Below are 19,889 nucleotides of genomic sequence, written 5' to 3'. Positions count from 1 at the left end.
GCCGGTAACAAAGCGGGAAATAGGCCACGTCACAAGTGAATTCCCGACTTTCCAGGCAAGTTGTTCGATTCAGTGCGAGGGTTGCGGCGATCGGCTTCGCGCCCGTCTGGTTAAGTGGTGCGCACACCCGGTACACAGAGGTACCGGATAGCGTGGAGTCGCCTGAACATGACCTCGACTGGAGCCCCGTCCCGATCCGAGCCCACCGCCCGCGACGTCGGCGCGGCTCGCCCGGCCAGTCCCGAACAGGCCCGTGACGAATTGATCGAACGTGCCGCCGCCAACGCCCCCGAGCTCGCCGACCTGATCCGCCTGTACTACCGCCACGTCCCCGCCGAGGAAGTCAACGACGACGACCCGGTCGACCTGGTGGGCGCGGTGCGCTCGAACTACCAGCTGGCCGAGACCCGGGTCCCGGGCCGTCCGGTGGTGCGGATCCTCAACCCCACCCGCGCGCACGACGGCTGGACCTGTCCGGCCACGGTGGTGCAGGTGGTCACCGATGACATGCCGTACCTGGTCGACTCGGTGGCCTCCGAGCTGACCCGCGGCGGCGTGCAGGTCCAACGGGTGGTGCACCCGATCGTCGTGGTGCGCCGTGACCTGGTGACGGGAGCGCTCCAGGAGGTCCTGCCGACCGCGGACCCGGCCGACCCGCCGGGCGACGCGCTGGCCGAGTCGTGGATGTACGTCGAGGTCGACCTGCTCACCGACCCGGACCGGGCGCGTGAGCTGGAAACCAAGCTGCACACCGTGCTCAACGACGTCCGCGAGGTCGTCGAGGACACCGACAAGATGGCCGGCATGGCGGGGCACCTGGCCGAGCTGCTGGAGTCCGAACCGCCGCCGCTGCCCAGCCACGAGGTGCAGGACGGCGCGAACCTGCTGCGCTGGCTCGCCGACGACCACTTCACGTTCCTCGGCTACCGCCAGTACGAGCTGGTCCGCGACGACCCGGCCACGGACGGCGAACCCGCGCTCCGGGCGGTCCTGGCGAGCGGTCTCGGCGTGCTCAGACAGGACAGCCTCGCGGCGCGCAGCCTGACGGCGGGCCCGGACGCGGGCGCCCAGGCACTGTCACCGGAACTGCTGGTCCTGACGCAGGCCAGCGCGCAGTCGAGCGTGCACCGGTCGGTGTACCCCTACTACGTCGGCGTGAAGACCTTCGACGCCGACGGCAACGTGTCCGGCGAGCACCGGTTCCTCGGCGTCTTCTCCACCACGGCCCTGCACGAGGACGTGCTGGACATCCCGGCCATCGAACGCCGGGTCCGCGACGTCATCCACCGCGCCGGCTTCCCGCTGCACTCCTACTCGGGCCAGCGGATGCTCGAGGTGATCCAGAACTACCCGCGCACCGAGCTGTTCTCGGTCGACACGGACACGCTCTACCAGACCGTCACGGGCGTGATCGCGCTCGCCGAACGCCGCCGGCTGCGCCTGTTCCTGCGCCGCGACCCGTACGGCCGCTTCTACTCCTGCCTGGTCTACCTGCCGCGCGACCGCTACACCACGACGTCGCGGCTGGCCATGCAGGAAGTGCTGATCGACCAGCTCGGCGGCGTGAACCTGGAGTACAGCGCACGCGTCGGCGAGTCGGCGCTGGCCCGCGTGCACTTCACCGTGCACACCGACCCGAGCCGCCACGTCGAGCCGGACACCGCCCACATCCAGCAGCTGCTGGCCGAGGCCGTGCGCCTGTGGGACGACCGCATGGTCGAGGCGGTCATGGAGGACCACGGCACGGGCCTGGGCGCGGAATCGTCGTCCGAGCGGGGCCAGCGGATCGCCGCGGCGTTCCCCGAGGCCTACAAGGAGGACTTCACCGCGGCCGAGGGCCTGGCGGACTTCCGGCGCATCGAGGCCCTCAAGCGCGGCGACCTGGACCTGGCGTTCTACACGCCGCGCGACGCCGAGCCGGGTGAGCGGCGGTTCAAGCTGTTCCTCGTCGGCGCCCGGTTGACGCTGTCGGACGTGCTGCCGATGTTGCAGCGCATGGGCGTGGTCGTGGTGGACGAGCGCCCGTACGAGCTGGTCCGCGACGACGGCGTGGAGTGCTGGATCTACGACTTCGGCCTGCGCATCGACCAGGTCACCCTGGACAAGCTGTCCGGCGAGGACTTCGAGTCGATCCGCACCCGCTTCCAGGACGCGTTCGCCGCCGCCTGGCGCGGCGAGGCCGAGGTGGACGGCTTCAACACGCTCGTGCTCAAGGCGGGCGTCACGTGGCAGCAGGCCGCGATGCTGCGCGCCTACGCCAAGTACCTGCGCCAGGCCGGCACCCCGTACAGCCAGGACTACATCGAGGACGCCGTCCTGGGCCACACCGAGGTCGCCACGGCCCTGGTGCGGCTGTTCGAGGCCCGGTTCGACCCCGCCCTGTCCGACGAACAGCGCTCCGGCCGCACGGACCACCTGGTCGACGAGATCACCGAGATGATCGACAACGTGACCAGCCTGGACGCGGACCGCATCCTGCGCAGCCTGCTCACGCTGGTGCAGGCCACGCTGCGCACGAACTACTTCGTCCGCGACGTCGACGGCAACCCGCGCCCGTACCTGGCGGTCAAGCTGAACCCGCGCGCGATCCCGGACCTGCCGCAACCGCGGCCGCGGTTCGAGATCTTCGTGTACTCGCCCCGCCTGGAAGGCGTGCACCTGCGCTTCGGCCCGGTGGCCCGCGGCGGTCTGCGCTGGTCCGACCGGCGTGAGGACTTCCGCACCGAGATCCTGGGCCTGGTCAAGGCGCAGGCCGTGAAGAACGCCGTGATCGTGCCGGTCGGCGCGAAGGGCGGCTTCGTGCTGAAGAGGCCGCCGGCGCCCACCGGCGACCCGGGCCAGGACCGCGAGCAGCTGCTGGCCGAGGGCATTGCCTGCTACCGCCAGTTCATCTCCGGCCTGCTCGACCTGACCGACAACCTCAACTCGGGCACGGTCCTGCCCGCGCCGCAGGTCGTCCGGCACGACGGCGACGACACGTACCTGGTGGTCGCGGCGGACAAGGGCACGGCGTCGTTCTCCGACATCGCCAACGAGGTCTCCAAGTCCTACGGCTTCTGGCTGGGTGACGCGTTCGCGTCCGGCGGTTCCGTCGGCTACGACCACAAGGCCATGGGCATCACCGCCAAGGGCGCGTGGGAGAGCGTGAAGCGCCACTTCCGCGAGCTGGGCACCGACACGCAGACCGAGGAGTTCACCGTCGTCGGCGTCGGCGACATGTCCGGTGACGTGTTCGGCAACGGCATGCTGCTCTCCGAGCACATCCGCCTGGTGGCCGCGTTCGACCACCGGCACATCTTCATCGACCCGGACCCCACCGCGGCGAGCGGCTACGCCGAGCGCAAGCGGCTGTTCGAACTGCCCCGCTCCTCGTGGGACGACTACGACCGCTCCCTGATCAGCGCCGGCGGCGGCGTCTGGCCGCGCACGGCCAAGTCGATCCCGGTCTCCGAGCAGGCCCGCGAAGCCCTGGGCCTGCCCGAGGGCGTGGTCAAGCTGTCGCCGCAGGAGCTGATGAAGGCGATCCTGCTCGCGCCCGTCGACCTGCTCTGGAACGGCGGCATCGGCACCTACGTCAAGGCGGGCGCGGAGTCGCACGCCGAGGTCGGCGACAAGGCCAACGACGCGATCCGCGTCAACGGCTCCGACCTGCGCGTCAAGGTCGTCGGCGAGGGCGGCAACCTCGGTCTGACCCAGCGCGGCCGCATCGAGTTCGCCCGCAACGGCGGCAAGGTCAATACCGACGCGCTGGACAACTCGGCCGGTGTCGACTGCTCCGACCACGAGGTCAACATCAAGATCCTGCTGGACGAACTGGTCCGCGACGGCAAGCTCGACCAGGACCGGCGCAACGAGCTGCTGGGCCAGATGACCGACGAGGTCGGCGAGCTGGTCCTGGCCGACAACTACTCGCAGAACGCCGTGCTCGGCGTCTCCCGCGCCCACGCCGCGCCGATGCTCTCGGTGCACGCGCGCCTGGTCGCCGACCTCGAACAGCGGGGCGTCCTCGACCGCACGCTCGAAGCGCTGCCGAGCGCCGCCGAGTTCAAGGCGCTGGAGAAGGCGGGCGACGGCCTCACCTCGCCGGAACTGGCCACGCTGCTCGCGCACGTGAAGCTGGCGTTGAAGGAGGAGGTGCTGGCCGGCGACCTGCCGACGATCGACGTGCTGGCCCGCCGGCTGCCCGACTACTTCCCGAGCGAGCTGCGGGAGCGGTTCGCGGACGCCATCGGCAACCACCCGCTGTCGCGCGAGATCATCTCGACCGTCCTGGTCAACGAGGTCGTCGACGGCGGCGGTGTGTCGTACGCGTTCCGCCTGGCGGAGGAGATCAGCGCCTCAGCCACGGACGCCGTGCGCGCGTACACCGTGGTGACCGCGATCTACGACCTGCCGTCGATCTGGCAGGAGATCCGCGCCCTGGACAACGTCGTGCCGACGGACGTCCAGGACGACATGGTGCTGGAAACGCGCCGCCTGCTGGACCGCGCGTCGCGCTGGCTGCTCACCAACCGCCCCCAGCCGCTGGCGGTCGGTTCCACGATCAGCCGCTTCGCCCCGGTGGTCGGCTCCTTGGCCCCGCGCGCCATCGACCTGCTCCAAGGTCACGAGAAGGAATCCGTGATCGAGCACGTCGAACGCCTGGTCGGCCAGGGCGTGCCGGTCGGGCTGGCCCGTCGGGTCGCCGGACTGCTGTTCACCTACGGGCTGCTGGACGTCACCGAGGTCGCCGAACTCGCCGAGCGCGAGGAGGGCGAGGGCGCGACCGGCCAGGAGCGCACGCACCAGGAGACGGCCGAGGTCTACTTCGCGCTGTCGGACCACCTGGACGTCGACCGGATGCTCAGCTCGGTGTCGAACCTGGAACGCCTCAACCGCTGGCACTCGCTGGCACGCCTGGCGTTGCGCGACGACTTCTACTCGTCGCTGCGCGCGATCACGATCGACGTGCTGCGCTCGGCCGATCCGGGCGACACCCCGGAGGAGAAGATCGCGACCTGGGAACAGGCCAACTCCTCCCGCCTGAGCCGCGCCCGCGCCGCCCTCGCCGAGATCAACCGGGTCAGCAAGCTCGACCTGGCGACCCTCTCGGTGGCGGCCCGCCAGGTCCGCAGCATGATCCGCTGACGTGCCGCCGGTCGGGCGCCCTCGGGTGCCCGACCGGCGGTCTCAGCCCAGGAGCCAGGGGCCGGTGTAGTCGAGGTCGTACGGCGCGTCCGCGGGTGCGCCCGCGGTGTCGTAGCAGCGGACGTTGATGCCGCTGGTCGGGTTCCAGTAGGCGACCTTGCAGAACTCCGCGGTCCAGCCGGTGGCGGCCACGTGCACGGTGCCCGTCGTCAGGTCGGCGTGGGTGAACCGCATCGTGTAGTTGCCCGTCGCCGAACGGGCCGCGGTCGCGCCGCCCGACGGCACCTCGTGCTGGTAGGACGCGCTCGGTGAGTAGGAAGCCGCGGTGGGGTCGTTGGCGAGCGCGTACCCGGACTGGTGGCCGTTCGGGTTGCAGCAGCCGTCCAGGCCGAGCGTGTTGGTGCGGTCGGTGAAGGTCAGCACGAACCGGGAGTCCGCCGGCGCGCCCGCGGCCGTGAAGCACCGGACGTTGACCTTGATCGTGGTGGACGGCGACGTCCAGCCGAAGTTGACCACCTTGCACCGCTCGGCCGCCGAGCCGTACGCGGTCACCAGGGCGTGCCCGCCCGTCACGGCGTGGCCGATGCCGGGCAGGAACGCCGAGTAGGTGCCGACGCCGACGCGGGAGACCGTGTTGACGCCGCCCGCGGAGTTGTACTGGTACAGCGTCGACGGCGTGGTGTTCGGGCTGGTCGGGTCGCCGTGGTAGAGGTAGGCGCCCGGGTAGGTGCGGCCGTACTCCCAGCCGTGCCAGTACTTGTTGCTGGTGAAGCTCGCGGTGAACCGGGAGTCGACCGGCACGCCGGCGAGCGTGAAGCAGCGGACCACGACGTTCTGGTCGTCGCCGGAGGGCGACCAGCCCTCGACCTTGCACGTGTGCGTGCCGGCGCCGTACGCGGTGGCGTGCGCGACCCCGCCGAGGACGCCCAACCCGGTGAACCGCACCGAGTACCGGCCCGCGCTGATCCTGGTGATCGTGTTCCGCGTCGTGATGCCCGTGGTGTTCATCTGGTAGCCCGGCGCCGGCGTGTACGCCGCCGCGGCCGGGTTGTCCGCCCACACGTAGCCGGCGCCGCGCACCGGTCCGGTGTCGGCGCTCGCGGTGCCTTCGGCGAGGGCGACCGTCGCCGCGACGAGTGCGACCGCTAAAGCGTTCCCGAGTCTTCGCATGTTCTCCCCTTGGTCCGTAGGTGGGACCGAGGGTGCGTGCGAACGCCGGTCGCGCACAGTCGCCGGTTCGGCCCGCGCGGCGTGTCCGCCGTTCGACGGGCACAACCACGGGCGTTCTCGTGCGTCGAACAGGGGTGACAGCGACGGTGGTGGAGGAGAGCATGCCGGACGGCTCCGGGCCGATCGAGTTGGGGCTGGTCGACGACCACTCCATGTACCGCGACGGGGCGGCGCTCTGGCTGGAGCACCAGCCCACCCGGCGGATCAGGGTTGTCGCGGCCGTGCGGTCGGTCGTCGACCTGCCGACCCCTCCGCCGCCGGTGGTGCTGCTGCACCGCACCACCGAGGTCGGCGCCCTGTGCGGTCTCGGCGTCCGGGTGATCGTGCACAGCGCCGACGAGTCGCCGACGTCCGTCCGCGCCGCCCTGGACGCGGGCGCGAGGGGCTACGTCTCCAAGCGCGCTCCGCTGTCGGACCTGCTGGAGGCGGTGGTGGCGGTGGCCGTCGGCGAGCACTACCTCACCCGTCACCTGGCCCAGGACGCCCTGCTGGCCCGACCGGTCCGGCGGCCGCTGCTGTCCCACCGCGAGGTCGAGGTGCTGCTGGGGATCGCGAAGGGCCGCACCCGTCGCGCGGTCGCGCGGTCGCTGGGCGTCTCGGAGGGCACGGTGAAGACCTACCTGGAGCGCATCCGCGGCAAGTACCGGGCCGCAGGCCGCGCCGCGGGCACCACCGTCGAGCTCTACCAACGCGCCCTGGAAGACGGCCTGATCACCACCACGCGCGTCGCCTGAACCCTGGCGGGGGACGCCCGCGAAGCACGCCCCCGGCCAGGGTCGCGGCGCTAGTTCCGCCAGGTGTCCGACAACGTCACCGGCGACGTGGCGGTCCGGTTCGCCCCGCTCTCCCACGTCACCGCGCCACCGCCGTCCTTCCGGACGTACTTGTACTGGAACGACGTCCCCGCCGGCAGCGACACCGACCCCCGCCACGTCGGGTAGGTCGCCGACGACAGCGCCACCGCCGCGGCCGGGTTCCACGCGCCCAGCGACGGGTGGTCGCCGACCACGAAGATGTTCTGCCCCAACGACGTCGTGGCGTTCACCGCGAACGACGTCGTCCCGGCCGGCGGGTTGCCCACGCCGGTCGCGCCGACGTGCAGGGCCAGCGCCTCACCCGCGCCCAACGTCGCGGTGAACTGGCCGTTCGACCCCACCGCGACCGCGACGCACCCCTCCTGCTGCACGTTGCAGTACGACCCGGCGGGCAGCGAGGTCTGGAACGTCCGCGTCATCGCCGACGACTCCCGGTTGATCGCGACGAAGCCCTTGTTGCCCCGCCCGAACGCGATGGCGTCGCCGCCGTTGTCCCACCAGTTCACGACCGACGTCCCGGCCACGGTGTTGCGGAACTGCACCATCGACGCGATCTGCGTCCACCGGTGCTGGCACTTCCACCCGGACGTGTAGCACTCCGACCCGGACGGCGGCCCGGCGTCGTGGTTGGCGAACTCGTAGCCCGAGTACACGTTCGGCGAACCGTAGGGCCACGCCAGCATGAACACGTTCGCCAGCGTGTAGGTGGACCCGTCCTTGTAGGTCAACGTCGACCCGTTGCGCTCGGTGTCCCAGTTGTCCACGAACGACCGCGCCTGACCGCTCGCCAGGTAGCCCCACGACTGCCCGAACGTGCTCAGGTACGCCAGGTTCTCGTTGTTGAAGATCCGCTTGAGGTCGTAGGCGTACCGGAACTCGTCCACGTCGCCCGACCCGGTGTACTCGCCGGGCTGCACGGCCTCGCCGGCGCCGTAGATCACCTCGTGCACCCAGAAGACGCCCGGGTTGCTCAGCCGCGACTTGATCGCGGCCAGGTCGGCCGCAGGCATGTGCTTGGCCGCGTCGATCCGGAACCCGTCGACGCCCATCGCGATCAGCGAGTTCAGGTACGACGCGATCTTCCCGCGCACGTAGTCGCTGCCCGTGTTCAGGTCCGACAGCCCGACGAGCTCGCAGTTCTGCACGTTCTCGCGGTTGCGGTAGTCGCTGATGTGCGACCGGCAGGAGTGGAAGTCCGGGTCGCTGTAGATGCCGGGGTAGTTGTACTTCGTGTACGACGAGCCGCCGGTGCCCGTGCCGGAGCCCGCGCTCATGTGGTTGATCACCGCGTCCGCGATGACCTTCACGCCCGCCGCGTGGCAGGTGTTCACCATGTTCCGGAACGCGGCCTCGTCACCCAGCCGCCCGGCGATGCGGTAGCTGACCGGCTGGTACGAGGTCCACCACTGGGAGCCCTGGATGTGCTCGGTGGCCGGCGAGACCTCCACGAACCCGTAGCCCTTCGGCCCGAGCACGTTCGTGCACTCACTGGCGACCCGCGCGAACGGCCACTGGAACAGGGTCGCGGTCACGTCCTTCGCGGACGGCGGCGTTGCAAAACTTTGCGGAACCGCCAAAAGGCTGAACAGGAGTACGGCTATCGCGCCCAAGGCGCGTCGACTTGAGGAAACCACGATGTCTCCTAGCTGGCAGGGATGTGCTCTAGGTCATACCAGCTGCCAGACTTGCTGAAAACACTTGCAAAGTATTTCATTGCCCTCCGGCGGAACCGATCCGGAAGGACACCCCATGACGCAGGACTGGTGGCGCGATGCCGTCATCTACCAGGTCTACGTGCGCAGCTTCGCCGACTCGGACGGCGACGGCGTCGGTGACCTCCCCGGCATCCGCTCCCGGCTGCCCTACCTGGCCGACCTCGGCGTGGACGCCGTCTGGATCACGCCGTTCTACTCCTCGCCGATGGCCGACGGCGGCTACGACGTCGCCGACTACCGGACCGTCGACCCGCTGTTCGGCACCAACGACGACGCCAAGGCCCTCGTCGAGGACGCGCACGCGCTCGGCATCCGGGTGATCGTCGACCTGGTCCCGAACCACACCAGCGACCGGCACGCGTGGTTCCGGCAGGCCCTCGCCTCGGCGCCGGGCTCCCCGGAACGCGCGCGCTACCACTTCCGCGACGGCCGCGACGGGGAGCAGCCGCCCAACGACTGGGAATCGGTCTTCGGCGGCCCCGCGTGGACCAGGACCGCCGACGGCCAGTGGTACCTGCACCTGTTCGCGCCCGAGCAGCCGGACCTGAACTGGGACCAGCCCGAGGTGCGCGACGAGTTCCTCGACGTGCTGCGGTTCTGGCTCGACCTCGGCGTGGACGGCTTCCGCATCGACGTCGCGCACGGCATGGTCAAGGCCGACGGCCTGCCCGACGTCGGCACGCCCGGTCACCTCAAGCTGCTGGGCACGGAGGCGCTGCCGTTCTTCGACCAGGACGGCGTTCACGAGATCTACCGCGACTGGCGCAAGGTGCTCGACTCCTACCCGGGCAACCGGATCGGCGTGGCCGAGGCGTGGACGCCGAGCCCCGAGCGCACCGCCCGCTACCTGCGCCCCGACGAGCTGCACCAGGCGTTCAACTTCCACTACCTGACCGCCGAGTGGACCGCCGCCGACCTCAAGCAGGTCATCGACGACTCGCTGGCCGCGATGAGGCCGGTCGCCGCGCCGACGACGTGGGTGCTGTCCAACCACGACGTGCAGCGGCACGTGACGCGGTACGGCAGCGTGGCGCGCGCCCGTGCCGCCGCGATGCTCATGCTCGCCCTGCCCGGCAGCGCGTACGTCTACCAGGGCGAGGAACTGGGCCTGCCCGAGGTGCTCGACCTGCCCGAGGACGTCCTCCAGGACCCGGTGTGGGAGCGGTCCGGCCACACCGACCGGGGCCGTGACGGCTGCCGCGTGCCGATCCCGTGGACGGCGGACGGCCCGTCGTTCGGCTTCGGCGACGGCGGCTCGTGGCTGCCGCAGCCCGCCGCGTGGGCCGACCTCAGCGTGGCGAGCCAGCTCGGCGACCCGAACTCCGTGCTGGAGCTGTACCGCAGCGCGCTGCGCGTGCGACGGGAGCACCCGGACCTCGGCGCGGGCACGGACGTGGAGTGGCTCGACGCGCCCGAAGGCGTGCTGTCGTTCCGCCGCGGCGCCTTCACCTGCGTGGTCAACTTCGGCCCTGACGTGGCACGTCTGCCCGCCGCCGGCGAGGTGCTGCTCGCCTCGGGTGGTCACGCGACCGAAGACGCGGACGTCCTCGTGCCGCCGGACACGACCGTGTGGCTCTCGCGCCCGTAGAGTCACCCGGTGTGACAGCGCGGCTCAGTGACATCGCGACCCAGGCAGGCGTGAGCGAGGCGACGGTCAGCCGAGTGGTCAACGGCAAGCCAGGGGTCTCGGCCACCACCCGCCAGGCCGTGGTCGCCGCGATGGACGTGCTCGGCTACGAGCGCCCGCCCAGGCTCCGCCAGCGCAGCGCCGGGTTGATCGGGTTGATCACCCCCGAGTTGAACAACCCGATCTTCCCGGCGCTCGCGCAGGTCATAGAGCAGGTGCTGACCCGCGACGGCTACACGCCGGTGCTGTGCACGCAGACGCCCGGCGGCTCGACCGAGGACCAGCTGACCGAGATGCTGGTCGACCGGGGCGTGACCGGGATCGTCTTCGTGTCCGGCCTGCACGCCGACACGACCGCCGACAAGGACCGGTACGTCAAGCTGGCCGGTCGCGGCGTGCCGTTCGTGATGATCAACGGCTACACCGACCAGGTGTCCGCGCCGTTCGTCTCGGTGGACAACCGCGCCGCGGTCCGGCTGGCCGTCACCCACCTGGTCGAACTCGGGCACGAGATGATCGGCCTGGCCGTCGGTCCGCCGCGGTTCGTCCCCGCGCTGCGCATGGTCGAGGGCTTCACGCTCGTCCGCCCGCAGGCCTCCGACCTGGTCGAGCACTCCCTGTTCACGGTCGAGGGCGGCCAGGCCGCGGCCAACGCCCTGCTGGACCGCGGCTGCACGGCGATCGTGTGCGGCAGCGACCTGATGGCGTTCGGCGCGATCCGCGCGGCCCGCCACCGGGGCTTGGACGTGCCGCGCGACGTGTCCGTCGTCGGCTTCGACGACTCGCCGCTGATCGTGTTCGCCGACCCGCCGCTGACCACGATCCGCCAGCCGGTCGAGGCGATGGGGCAGGCCGCCGTGCACGCGTTGCTGGAGGAGATCGGCGGCACGCCCGCGCCGCACGCGGAGTTCGTGTTCCAGCCGGAACTGGTCGTGCGCGGCTCGACGGGCGCCCGCCCCAGATGACCGTGCCCGCGCCGCGGATCCTCGCTCAACGGGTGCGGGCCCAACGCCTCTCGCACCCCGCCTCCACCGCCGCGGACCTCCTCACCTCGATCTTCGCCCTCCAAGCCCAGGACGTCCCGGCGGCACGGCTCGCGGCACGCGCCCGGGGCGTGAGGTCCCTGGACGGCCCTCTGGTGCGCACGTGGGCCATGCGCGGCACCCTCCACCTGCTCCACCAGGACGACCTGTGGGTCGTGAACCTCCTCGGCTCGACCTTCATCGCCGCCGGACGACGTCGCCGCGAGCAACTCGGCCTCACCGATGAACTGTGCGAGCGCGCGCTACCCGCGCTCCGCGAAGTCCTGACCGAGCCGCTGGAACGCGCCGAACTCGTGCGCCGCCTCGCCGAGGTCGGCATCGCCCTCGACCCGAAGTCCCAGGCGCCCGCCCACCTGCTGGCGTTCGCGGCGCACTCGGGCGTGCTGTGCCGAGGTCTGGACGACACCTACCGCCTCCTGCGCGTCGACTGCGAACCCCGCGGCGTGGACGAGCTGTGGCGGCGCTACCGGCGTGCCTACGGCCCGGCCACGCCCGACGACTTCGCCGCCTGGAGCGGCCTGCCCAAGCGGCGGCTCGGGGACCTGCCCGAGGTGGCCGACGACCCGGCCGAACCGGCCGGCGCGGTCCGGGTGCTCGGTCACTTCGACCCCTACCTGCTCGGCTACCGCGACCGCTCCCTGGCGCTCGCCCCCGAGCACGCGCCGCTCGTGCAGACCGGCGGCGGTTTCCTCACCCCGCACGTCGTCGTGGACGGCCGCGTCGTCGCTGTCTGGCGGCGGGACGGCGCGCTGGTCACGGTGCGGCCGTTCGACGAGCGCCCCGACCTCGCCGACGAGGTCGCCGACCTGGGGCGATTCCTCGACCTGGACGTGCGCTTAACCTGGGCGTAGCACGTGGATAAGGTCACTGCCACGCATCGAAGACCGGGAGGCGCGTTCAACTTGGGTGTGTTCGTCACGGGCGTGCGCCCGCGCTGGTCGGACATGGACGCCTTCGGCCACGTCAACCACGCCAACACGGTGACCTTGCTGGAAGAGGCGCGCATCGACCTGCTGTTCACCGAGGCCGCCCGGCACGGTGTGCCGGAGATGTCGCACGGCATGGTCGTCGCCCGGCTCGTGGTGGACTACCTCGCGCCGGTGGTGTTCACCGGCGGCGAGATCGTGGTGGAGATGTCCGTGCGGGAATTGAAGTCCGCGTCCTTCACGTTGGACTACACGGTCCGCGGCGGTCGCCAGGAGGGCAGCGCCGTCGTCACGACGGCCGAGACCCTCATGGTCCCGTACAACCTGACGGCCGGACGCCCGCGCCGTCTCCTCGAAGCCGAGCGCGATTTCCTCGCGGGCTGGCGTGCCGGAGGTAATGGTGCCTGAGCTGGTCCTCGCCGATCCCGCCGAGCGGGACGACCTCGGCGCGTTCGTCGCCCGTGCCGTCCGCCTGGACGCCCAGGCGGTCGTGCGGCTGCGCAACCGCCCGTCCGGCGACCTGGTGGACGCGTGGGTCGCGACCCCGTTCGACACCCTGGCCACCCGCACGGTGGCCGGGCAGATCACGCCGGGCGACGTCACCGTGTCCGGCACCGACCTGCTCACCGGGCTGGCCGTGGTGCGCAGCGAGACCGTCGACCCCGGCCCGGCGCGCGACATGATGTGGCGCTCGGCGCTGCCGCCGGTGGCGGGCTGGCTCCCGGTCGACCGGCTGCCCGGCAGCGTCGTGTCGGAACTGGCCGAGAAGGGCGTCGAGGTGGCCCGGGAGAACGCGGGCCCGCGCGGCACCCCGCCCGCCTCGCTGCTGGACCAGACCGTGATCACGGTGAGCGGCTCGGGCCTGGACGTGAAGGTGCCGATGCGGTGCCTGTTCGCCTTGTCCGGCATGGGTTTCCTGGGCGGCGACGACGTCCGCATCACCGCCACCGACGCGTGGCTGCGCATCGACGCCCGCTTCGGCGCGGTCGTCCGCCGCCGCCACTCCATGCTGCCGCTGCTGGTCTGACCGGTCGCTTGATCGGGTGCAACTCGCAGGTAGCGCGGATACCCTGACCGCCGTTGTTGGATCACGGGGGGCACCGGGTGGAGTTCAGGCTTTTGGGACCGGTCGAGGCTCATGTCGGGGGCAGCTCGGTGTCGGTCGGGGGACCGAAGCCGAAGACGCTCCTCGCGCTGCTGGCCGTGCACGCGGGCCGGGTGGTGTCGCTGGAGCAGCTGGTCGACGCGATGTGGGGCGACCAGCCGCCGGACCAGTCGCGTTCCGCCGTCTACACCTACGTGTCCACGTTGCGCCGGGCGCTGGGCGACGTGCTGTCCCGGTCCGGCGGCGGGTACCGGCTGGCCGTCGACCTCGACCAGGTCGACCTGCACGTGTTCACCGCGGAGGTGGACGAGGGTCGTCGAGCGCTGGCCGAGGGTGACCTGGAGGAGGCCGCGACCTGCTTCGCCGAGGCCCTGAGCGCCTGGCGCGGCACGCCGTTGGGCGGCACGCAGGGCACGTGGGCCGAGGGTGAGCGCGCCCGGCTGGAGGAGCTGAAGCTCGGCGCGCTGGAGGACCGCTTCGACGCGGACCTGGCCATCGGCCGCGGCGAGTCGCTGGTCCCCGAGCTGAGCGCGGCCGTCGCCGAGAACCCCCTGCGCGAACGGCTGCGCAGCCAGCTGATGCTCGCGCTGCACCAAGCGGGCAGGCAGGCGGACGCGCTGGCGTGCTACCAGGAGGGCAGGCGGGTCCTGCTGGACGAGCTCGGCGTGGAACCGGGCGCGGCGCTGCGGGCCACGCACGAGCGCGTGCTGCGCGGCGAGCCCGACGCGCGGCCCGTCGAGGCGCGCAAGTCGCCGACCCCGAGCCAGTTGCCGTTCGACATCGCCGACTTCACCGGGCGGTCGGCCGAGCACGACCGCCTGGTCGCCCGGTTGACCACCGGCACGTCGGCGGTGCGGCTGTGCGCGATCTCCGGCCAACCGGGCGCGGGCAAGTCGACGCTGGCCGCGCACGTCGCGCACGCGGTGCGCGAGCACTTCGGCGACGGCCAGCTCTACGCCAACCTGCGCGGCGTCCAGACCGTGCCCGCCGACCCGGTCGAGGTGCTGGCCGGGTTCCTGCGCGCGCTGAACGTGGCGGACGCCGCGATCCCGGCCGACCCCGAGGAGCGCGCCCAGCTCTACCGCACCCTCGTGGCCGATCGCCGGGTGCTGATCGTGCTGGACGACGCCCGCGACGAACGCCAGATCCGCCCGCTGCTGCCCGGCGGCGGGACGTGCGCGGTCCTGGTGACCAGCCGCGAGCGCCTGAGCGCCTTGAGCGGCGCCGTGCAACTGGACCTGAGCGTGTTCCCGGAGGCCGAAGCGCTGGAACTGCTCGACCGCGTGGTGGGCGATGACCGGGTGGCCGCCGAGCCGGAGTCGGCCGAGGAGATCGTCCGCCTCTGCGGCAGGCTGCCGCTGGCGCTGCGCATCGCCGGCGCCCGACTGGCCGCCCGGCCCCACTGGCGCCTGGCCCGCCTGGTCGAACGCCTCGGCGTGCAGCGGCGCGTCCTGCAGGAGCTGACGCTCGGCGACCTCGAGGTGCGCGGCAGCCTGGCCCTGAGCTACGACGGGCTGGCCGACCGGGAGCGCACCGCCCTGCGCAGGCTCGGGCTGCTGGACGTCTCCGCGTTCGGCGGCTGGCTGGTGGCGCCGTTGCTCGACTGCGGCCCGCAGGAGGCGGAGGAGGTGGTCGAGCGCCTGGTCGACTCGCAGCTGCTCGACCTGGACTCCACCGACGACGACGCGACGCTGCGCTACCGGATGCACGAGCTGACCAGGGCGTTCGCCCGGGAACGCGGTGAGGCGGAGGAAACGCCCGCCGAGATCAGGGCGGTGTGCACCCGTGCCGCCCGGGCGTGGCTGAGCCTGGTCGAACTGGCCGGCAGCCTCATGCCGCACGCCACCTTCGACGGTGTGCCGATCGTCCTCGACCCGCGCTACTTCGACCCGGACGCGGCGGACGTCGTGGCCGATCCGGAAGTGTGGTTCGACGCCGAGCAGGCAGGGCTGGTCAGCGTGGTCGAACGGGTCAGCGAACTCGACCTCACCGACGTCGCCAGCAGGCTCGCCGCCGCCCTGTGCGCGTCGCGCTTCTCGGTGCGCAACCTCTTCGGGCAGTGGTGGCGCACCCACTCGGCGGCGTTGGCGGCGGCACGCCGGGTGGGCGATCGCGCGGCCGAGGCGCGACTGCTGTCGGGGCTGGGCTGGCTGCGCTACGAGCAGGACCGGTTCGACGAGGCCGAGTCCTACTACCGCGAGGCGCTCGAGGGGTACCGGCGCGGCGGCGACGAGCAGGGCGAGGCGACGACCTTGCTGGCGCTGAGCACCGTGCAGCGCGAGCGGGGCGAGCTCGGGACGGCGCGGAGGTCCTTGGAAGCGGCGTTGTCGGTGCTGCGCGAGCCCGCGCTCGTGGCACAGGCGACGCACGGGCTGGGCCGGGTGCTGACCGAACAGGGCGATCTCGAAGCCGGTCTTGCCGCGTGCGAGCGGACGCTGGCGGTGTACCGCGAGATCGGCGACCGCCGCGGCGAGGCGATCGCGCTGCGCTCGGTCGGCATCGTGCACCGCGCCGCGGGGCGCTGGGCGGAGGCGGCCGAGTGCTGCGCCGGCGCGGTGGAGCTGCTGCACGGGCTGGGCGACCGCCTGATGTGGGCCTACGCCACCCAGGCGCTGATCAAGGCACGCATCCGGCAGGGCACGGGCACGGTCGCACGGGCGAAGTTGTTGGAGTGCTTGAGCGTCTGCGTCGAGATGCAGGACGGCTTCGGCCAGGCGCTGGTGCTGCGCACGCTCGGCGAGCTGGAACTGGCCGCGGGCCGTCCCCAGATGGCGAAGAGCTACCTGGAGCGCTCGCTGCACTGGTGGGAGTCGTTCGGCCTGCCGGTCTGGCGGGCGCGGACGTTGCGCGACCTGGCGGCGGCGCGCGAAGCGCTCGACCAACCCGACGAGGCCGACGCGGCGTGGGCGGAGGCGCTGGCGATCTTCAGCGAGCACGGCAGCCGCGAGGCGCACGAGCCACGTCGGCAGGCCGTACCCCCGGTGGAACACCTTCAAACATCCTGAAAAGACGTTTTCAGGTTCCTTTGAGCACGCTTCGCGAAGCTTCTCGGCAAGCAAGTCCGAGGAGGAAATCGTGAAGGTGAAGTTCCTGGCCAGTATCGGTGCGGCGATGAGCGTGCTGCTCGTTTCCGCATTGGGTGCCACCGGCGCGTCGGCGTCACCGGCGAAGGACGCGGTCAACCCGCAGGGCGAGGTGACCGTGAACCTGAGCATCGCCGCCATCGACGCGCCGATCACCCGCACCGAGGTGATCACCCGGGCCCATTCCTGGTTGACAGCCAGAAACGGCGGCCCGGTCCCGTACGACATGGCGGCGTACGAGGGCGGCTACAGAACCGACTGCTCCGGCTTCGTGTCGATGGCGTGGAAGATGTCCCGCAGCGAGTCGACGGTGACGCTGGTCGACTACAGCAGCCAGATCGCGAAGGACGACCTCAAGCCCGGCGACATCGTGATGAAGGGCGGACCGGGCACCGCCGGCGCGGCGGGGCACGTGGTGCTCTTCGAGCGCTGGGCGGACGCCGCCCGCACCTCGTACCTGGGCATCGAGCAGGCCGGCAGCCCCGGTTACACCGTGCGGCGGACGATCCCGTACCCCTACTTCAACGGCGGCGCCGGCTACCTGCCCTACCGCTACCACCGGATCGTGGAGGACGAGGCCGGCGCCGGCCAGCCCACGCCGCTGGTGACCGGGAACGGCGCGTTGGCGCTGTACTCGGTGCGGTCGGACGGGAACGTGTGGGGCACGAGCCAGGCTTCGGTGGGTGCGGCGTTCGGTCCGTGGGAGCGCTTGACGACCGGTGGTGGGTTCGTGGGCAAGCCGGCTGCTCTGCTGTTCGGCAACGGGACGATCGGTCTTTACGTCCGGACCGTGGACGGTCGGGTGATGGCGACGGGGCAGAGCGCTCCGGGTGCCGCGTTCGGCGGGTGGTTCACGATCGGTGGCAGTGGTGGTGTGGCGGGTGATCCGACGGCCGTGCTGACCCCGTCGGGCCTGGTCGCGGTCTATGTGGCGAATGGTTCGGGTGGTGTTTCGGGTGCGGCGCAGACGGTGCCGGGTGGTGCGATCGGCGACTGGGTGATGTTGGGCGGCAGCGGCGTGGTCGGGAAGCCGGCGGCGGTGGTGTTCGGCAACGGGACGATCGGTCTTTACGTCCGGACCGCGGATGGTCGGGTGATGGCGACGGGTCAGAGTGCGCCGGGTGCCGCGTTCGGTGGGTGGTTCACGATCGGTGGCAGTGGTGGTGTGGCGGGTGATCCGACGGCCGTGCTGACCCCGTCGGGCCTGGTCGCGGTGTACGTGACGAATGGTTCGGGTGGTGTTTCGGGTGCGGCGCAGACCGCGCCGGGCGGTGCCATCGGCGACTGGGTGATGTTGGGCGGCAGCGGCCTGGTCGGCAGGCCGGCGGCGGTGGTGTTCGGCAACGGGACGATCGGTCTCTATGCCCGGACGACGGCGGGGACCGTGGTGGCGACGGGTCAGAGCGCGCCGGGTGCCGCGTTCGGTGGGTGGTTCACGATCGGCGGCAGCGGCGGTGTGGCGAGTGATCCGACGGCTCTGCTCGCCTCGAACGGCCTGCTCGCGGTTTACGTGACGAATTCGGCCGGTGGTGTTTCGGGTGCGGCGCAGACCACCTCCGGCGGTTCCATCAGCGACTGGCAGCAGCTCGGCTGAGCGTTGACGCGGACAAGGGGAACAATCGCATGAAAACGCTCATCAAGCACGCCCGGGCCACGATTCTGGCCGCTGCGGCAATGGGGGCGATCGTGGTGGTGAACCCGGTCGGGACGGCGGCGGAGTCCGAATGCCCCATGCCACTTCCGGGTCGCGACCTGAACGTCACGAAGACGGTCTACTCGGTCGGCAAGCGCCTCGGGGTGAACGACAAGGTCATGCTCGCCGGCTTCGAGGCCGGGTGGGTCGAGTCGCACATGAACAACCTCAACTGCGGCGACCTGGACTCCCTCGGCGTCTTCCAGCAGCGGCCCAGCATGGGCTGGGGCACGGCCGAGCAGATCCTCAACGTCGAGTACGCCGCCAACACCTTCTTCACCAGGGCGATCGACAGCGACCGGCGCAACCCCGGGCTGACGGCCGGGCGGCTCGCCGACAGCGTCCAGCGGTCGTGCTGCCCGGATCGGTACGACGCGGCGGAGAGCACGGCGCGGACGCTGCTCAACGAGGCCGCCACCTACGCGGCCATCCCCTCCTCGCCGACCCCGCTGGTGACCGGGAACGGCGCGTTGGCGCTGTACTCGGTGCGGTCGGACGGAAATGTGTGGGGCACGAGCCAGGCTTCGGTGGGGGCGGCGTTCGGTCCGTGGGAGCGTCTGACGACCGGTGGTGGGTTCGTGGGCAAGCCGGCTGCTCTGCTGTTCGGCAACGGGACGATCGGTCTTTACGTCCGGACCGTGGACGGTCGGGTGATGGCGACGGGGCAGAGCGCTCCGGGTGCCGCGTTCGGCGGGTGGTTCACGATCGGCGGCAGCGGCGGGGTCGCGAGCGACCCGACGGCCGTGGTGACCCCGTCGGGTCTGGTCGCGGTGTACGTGGCGAACGGGTCCGGTGGTGTTTCGGGTGCGGCGCAGACGGTGCCGGGTGGTGCGATCGGCGACTGGGTGATGTTGGGCGGCAGCGGTCTGGTCGGGAAGCCGGCCGCGGTGGTGTTCGGCAACGGGACGCTCGGCCTCTACGCCCGGACGACGGCGGGGACCGTGGTGGCGACGGGTCAGAGCGCGCCGGGCGCCGCGTTCGGCGGGTGGTTCACGATCGGCGGCAGCGGGGGCGTCGCGAGCGACCCGACGGCCGTGGTGACGTCCTCGGGCCTGGTCGCGGTGTACGTGACGAACTCGGCGGGTGGTGTCTCGGGCGCCGAGCAGACCACACCGGGCGGCTCCATCGGTGACTGGCAGCAACTCAGCGGCAGCGGCTTCGTGGGCCGGCCCGACGTCGTCCAGTTCGGCAACGGCACGATCGGCCTCTACGTGCGCGGCGTCAACGGCACGATCCTCGCCGCCGGTCAGAGCGCGCCGGGTGCGGCGTTCGGCGGGTGGTTCACGATCGGTGGCAGCGGTGGCGTGGCGAGCGACGCGGACGCCCTGCTCGCCTCGAACGGCCTGCTCGCGGTGTACGTGACGAACTCGGCCGGTGGTGTTTCCGGTGCGGCGCAGACCACCTCCGGCGGCGCCATCAGCGACTGGCAGCAACTCGGCTGACCGGCCGTCGGGGGGGGGGGGGGGGGGGGAGGGGGGGGGGGGGGGGGGGGGGGTGTGGGAGGCCCCGAGCACCCGGATCCTTG

12 protein-coding genes are annotated in these 19,889 nt (G+C 71.6%); 10 read left to right on the top strand and 2 right to left on the bottom strand.

Translation table 11 applies throughout. The features are described from left to right. The first annotated feature begins 168 nt into the window (after positions 1–168). Complete coding sequence (locus ACZ7GX_RS42795; RefSeq protein ID WP_498786116.1) at positions 169–5,127, top strand: NAD-glutamate dehydrogenase; 4,959 nt, start codon at positions 169–171, stop codon at positions 5,125–5,127. A 42-nt stretch (positions 5,128–5,169) separates the two neighbouring features. Here ACZ7GX_RS42795 and ACZ7GX_RS42790 read toward each other — a convergent pair whose 3' ends face one another. After that, positions 5,170–6,297, bottom strand: a complete 1,128-nt coding sequence (locus tag ACZ7GX_RS42790; RefSeq protein WP_498786114.1) for a hypothetical protein — start codon at positions 6,295–6,297, stop codon at positions 5,170–5,172. Between the two features lie 134 nt (positions 6,298–6,431). Between ACZ7GX_RS42790 and ACZ7GX_RS42785 the strand changes: the two genes are divergently transcribed. Next, positions 6,432–7,091 carry a response regulator transcription factor gene (locus tag ACZ7GX_RS42785; protein WP_498786112.1) on the top strand — a complete coding sequence of 220 codons (660 nt, stop codon included), beginning with the start codon at positions 6,432–6,434 and terminating at the stop codon, positions 7,089–7,091. A gap of 50 nt (positions 7,092–7,141) precedes the next feature. Here the strand turns inward: ACZ7GX_RS42785 and ACZ7GX_RS42780 are convergent, their stop codons facing one another. Then, positions 7,142–8,704 carry a carbohydrate-binding module family 20 domain-containing protein gene (locus tag ACZ7GX_RS42780; protein WP_498786110.1) on the bottom strand — a complete coding sequence of 521 codons (1,563 nt, stop codon included), beginning with the start codon at positions 8,702–8,704 and terminating at the stop codon, positions 7,142–7,144. 217 nt (positions 8,705–8,921) lie between these two features. On the opposite strand from ACZ7GX_RS42780, the gene ACZ7GX_RS42775 reads away from it, so the two are divergent. The 8 genes from ACZ7GX_RS42775 (at position 8,922) to ACZ7GX_RS42740 (ending at position 19,806) form a co-directional block, all read left to right on the top strand. Continuing rightward, positions 8,922–10,475, top strand: coding sequence for a glycoside hydrolase family 13 protein (locus ACZ7GX_RS42775; RefSeq protein WP_498786108.1), 1,554 nt, complete (start codon positions 8,922–8,924; stop codon positions 10,473–10,475). Positions 10,476–10,486: 11 nt separating this feature from the next. Beyond that, positions 10,487–11,479: a LacI family DNA-binding transcriptional regulator gene (locus ACZ7GX_RS42770; protein WP_498786106.1), complete on the top strand. Its 993-nt coding sequence runs from the start codon at positions 10,487–10,489 to the stop codon at positions 11,477–11,479. 32 nt (positions 11,480–11,511) lie between these two features. Further along, a complete protein-coding gene (locus ACZ7GX_RS42765) occupies positions 11,512–12,408 on the top strand; it encodes a DNA glycosylase AlkZ-like family protein (RefSeq protein ID WP_498786104.1) in 897 nt (298 codons plus the stop codon). Positions 12,409–12,459: 51 nt separating this feature from the next. Then, positions 12,460–12,891, top strand: a complete 432-nt coding sequence (locus tag ACZ7GX_RS42760) for an acyl-CoA thioesterase (protein ID WP_498786102.1) — start codon at positions 12,460–12,462, stop codon at positions 12,889–12,891. Further along, positions 12,884–13,510, top strand: a complete 627-nt coding sequence (locus ACZ7GX_RS42755) for a DUF8010 domain-containing protein (RefSeq protein ID WP_498786100.1) — start codon at positions 12,884–12,886, stop codon at positions 13,508–13,510. Before ACZ7GX_RS42760 ends, ACZ7GX_RS42755 begins: the two co-directional genes overlap by 8 nt. A gap of 128 nt (positions 13,511–13,638) precedes the next feature. Then, a complete protein-coding gene (locus tag ACZ7GX_RS42750) occupies positions 13,639–16,593 on the top strand; it encodes an AfsR/SARP family transcriptional regulator (RefSeq protein ID WP_498786098.1) in 2,955 nt (984 codons plus the stop codon). A 70-nt stretch (positions 16,594–16,663) separates the two neighbouring features. Then, a complete protein-coding gene (locus tag ACZ7GX_RS42745; RefSeq protein ID WP_498786096.1) occupies positions 16,664–18,265 on the top strand; it encodes a DUF8189 domain-containing protein in 1,602 nt (533 codons plus the stop codon). 29 nt (positions 18,266–18,294) lie between these two features. Continuing rightward, a complete protein-coding gene (locus ACZ7GX_RS42740) occupies positions 18,295–19,806 on the top strand; it encodes a DUF8189 domain-containing protein (RefSeq protein ID WP_498786094.1) in 1,512 nt (503 codons plus the stop codon). Positions 19,807–19,889 lie beyond the last annotated feature (83 nt).

The organism is Actinosynnema sp. NPDC037264, from assembly GCF_055603705.1.
Note: the sequence above shows the minus strand (reverse complement) of the source record. Positions and strands in the feature narration are given on the sequence as shown.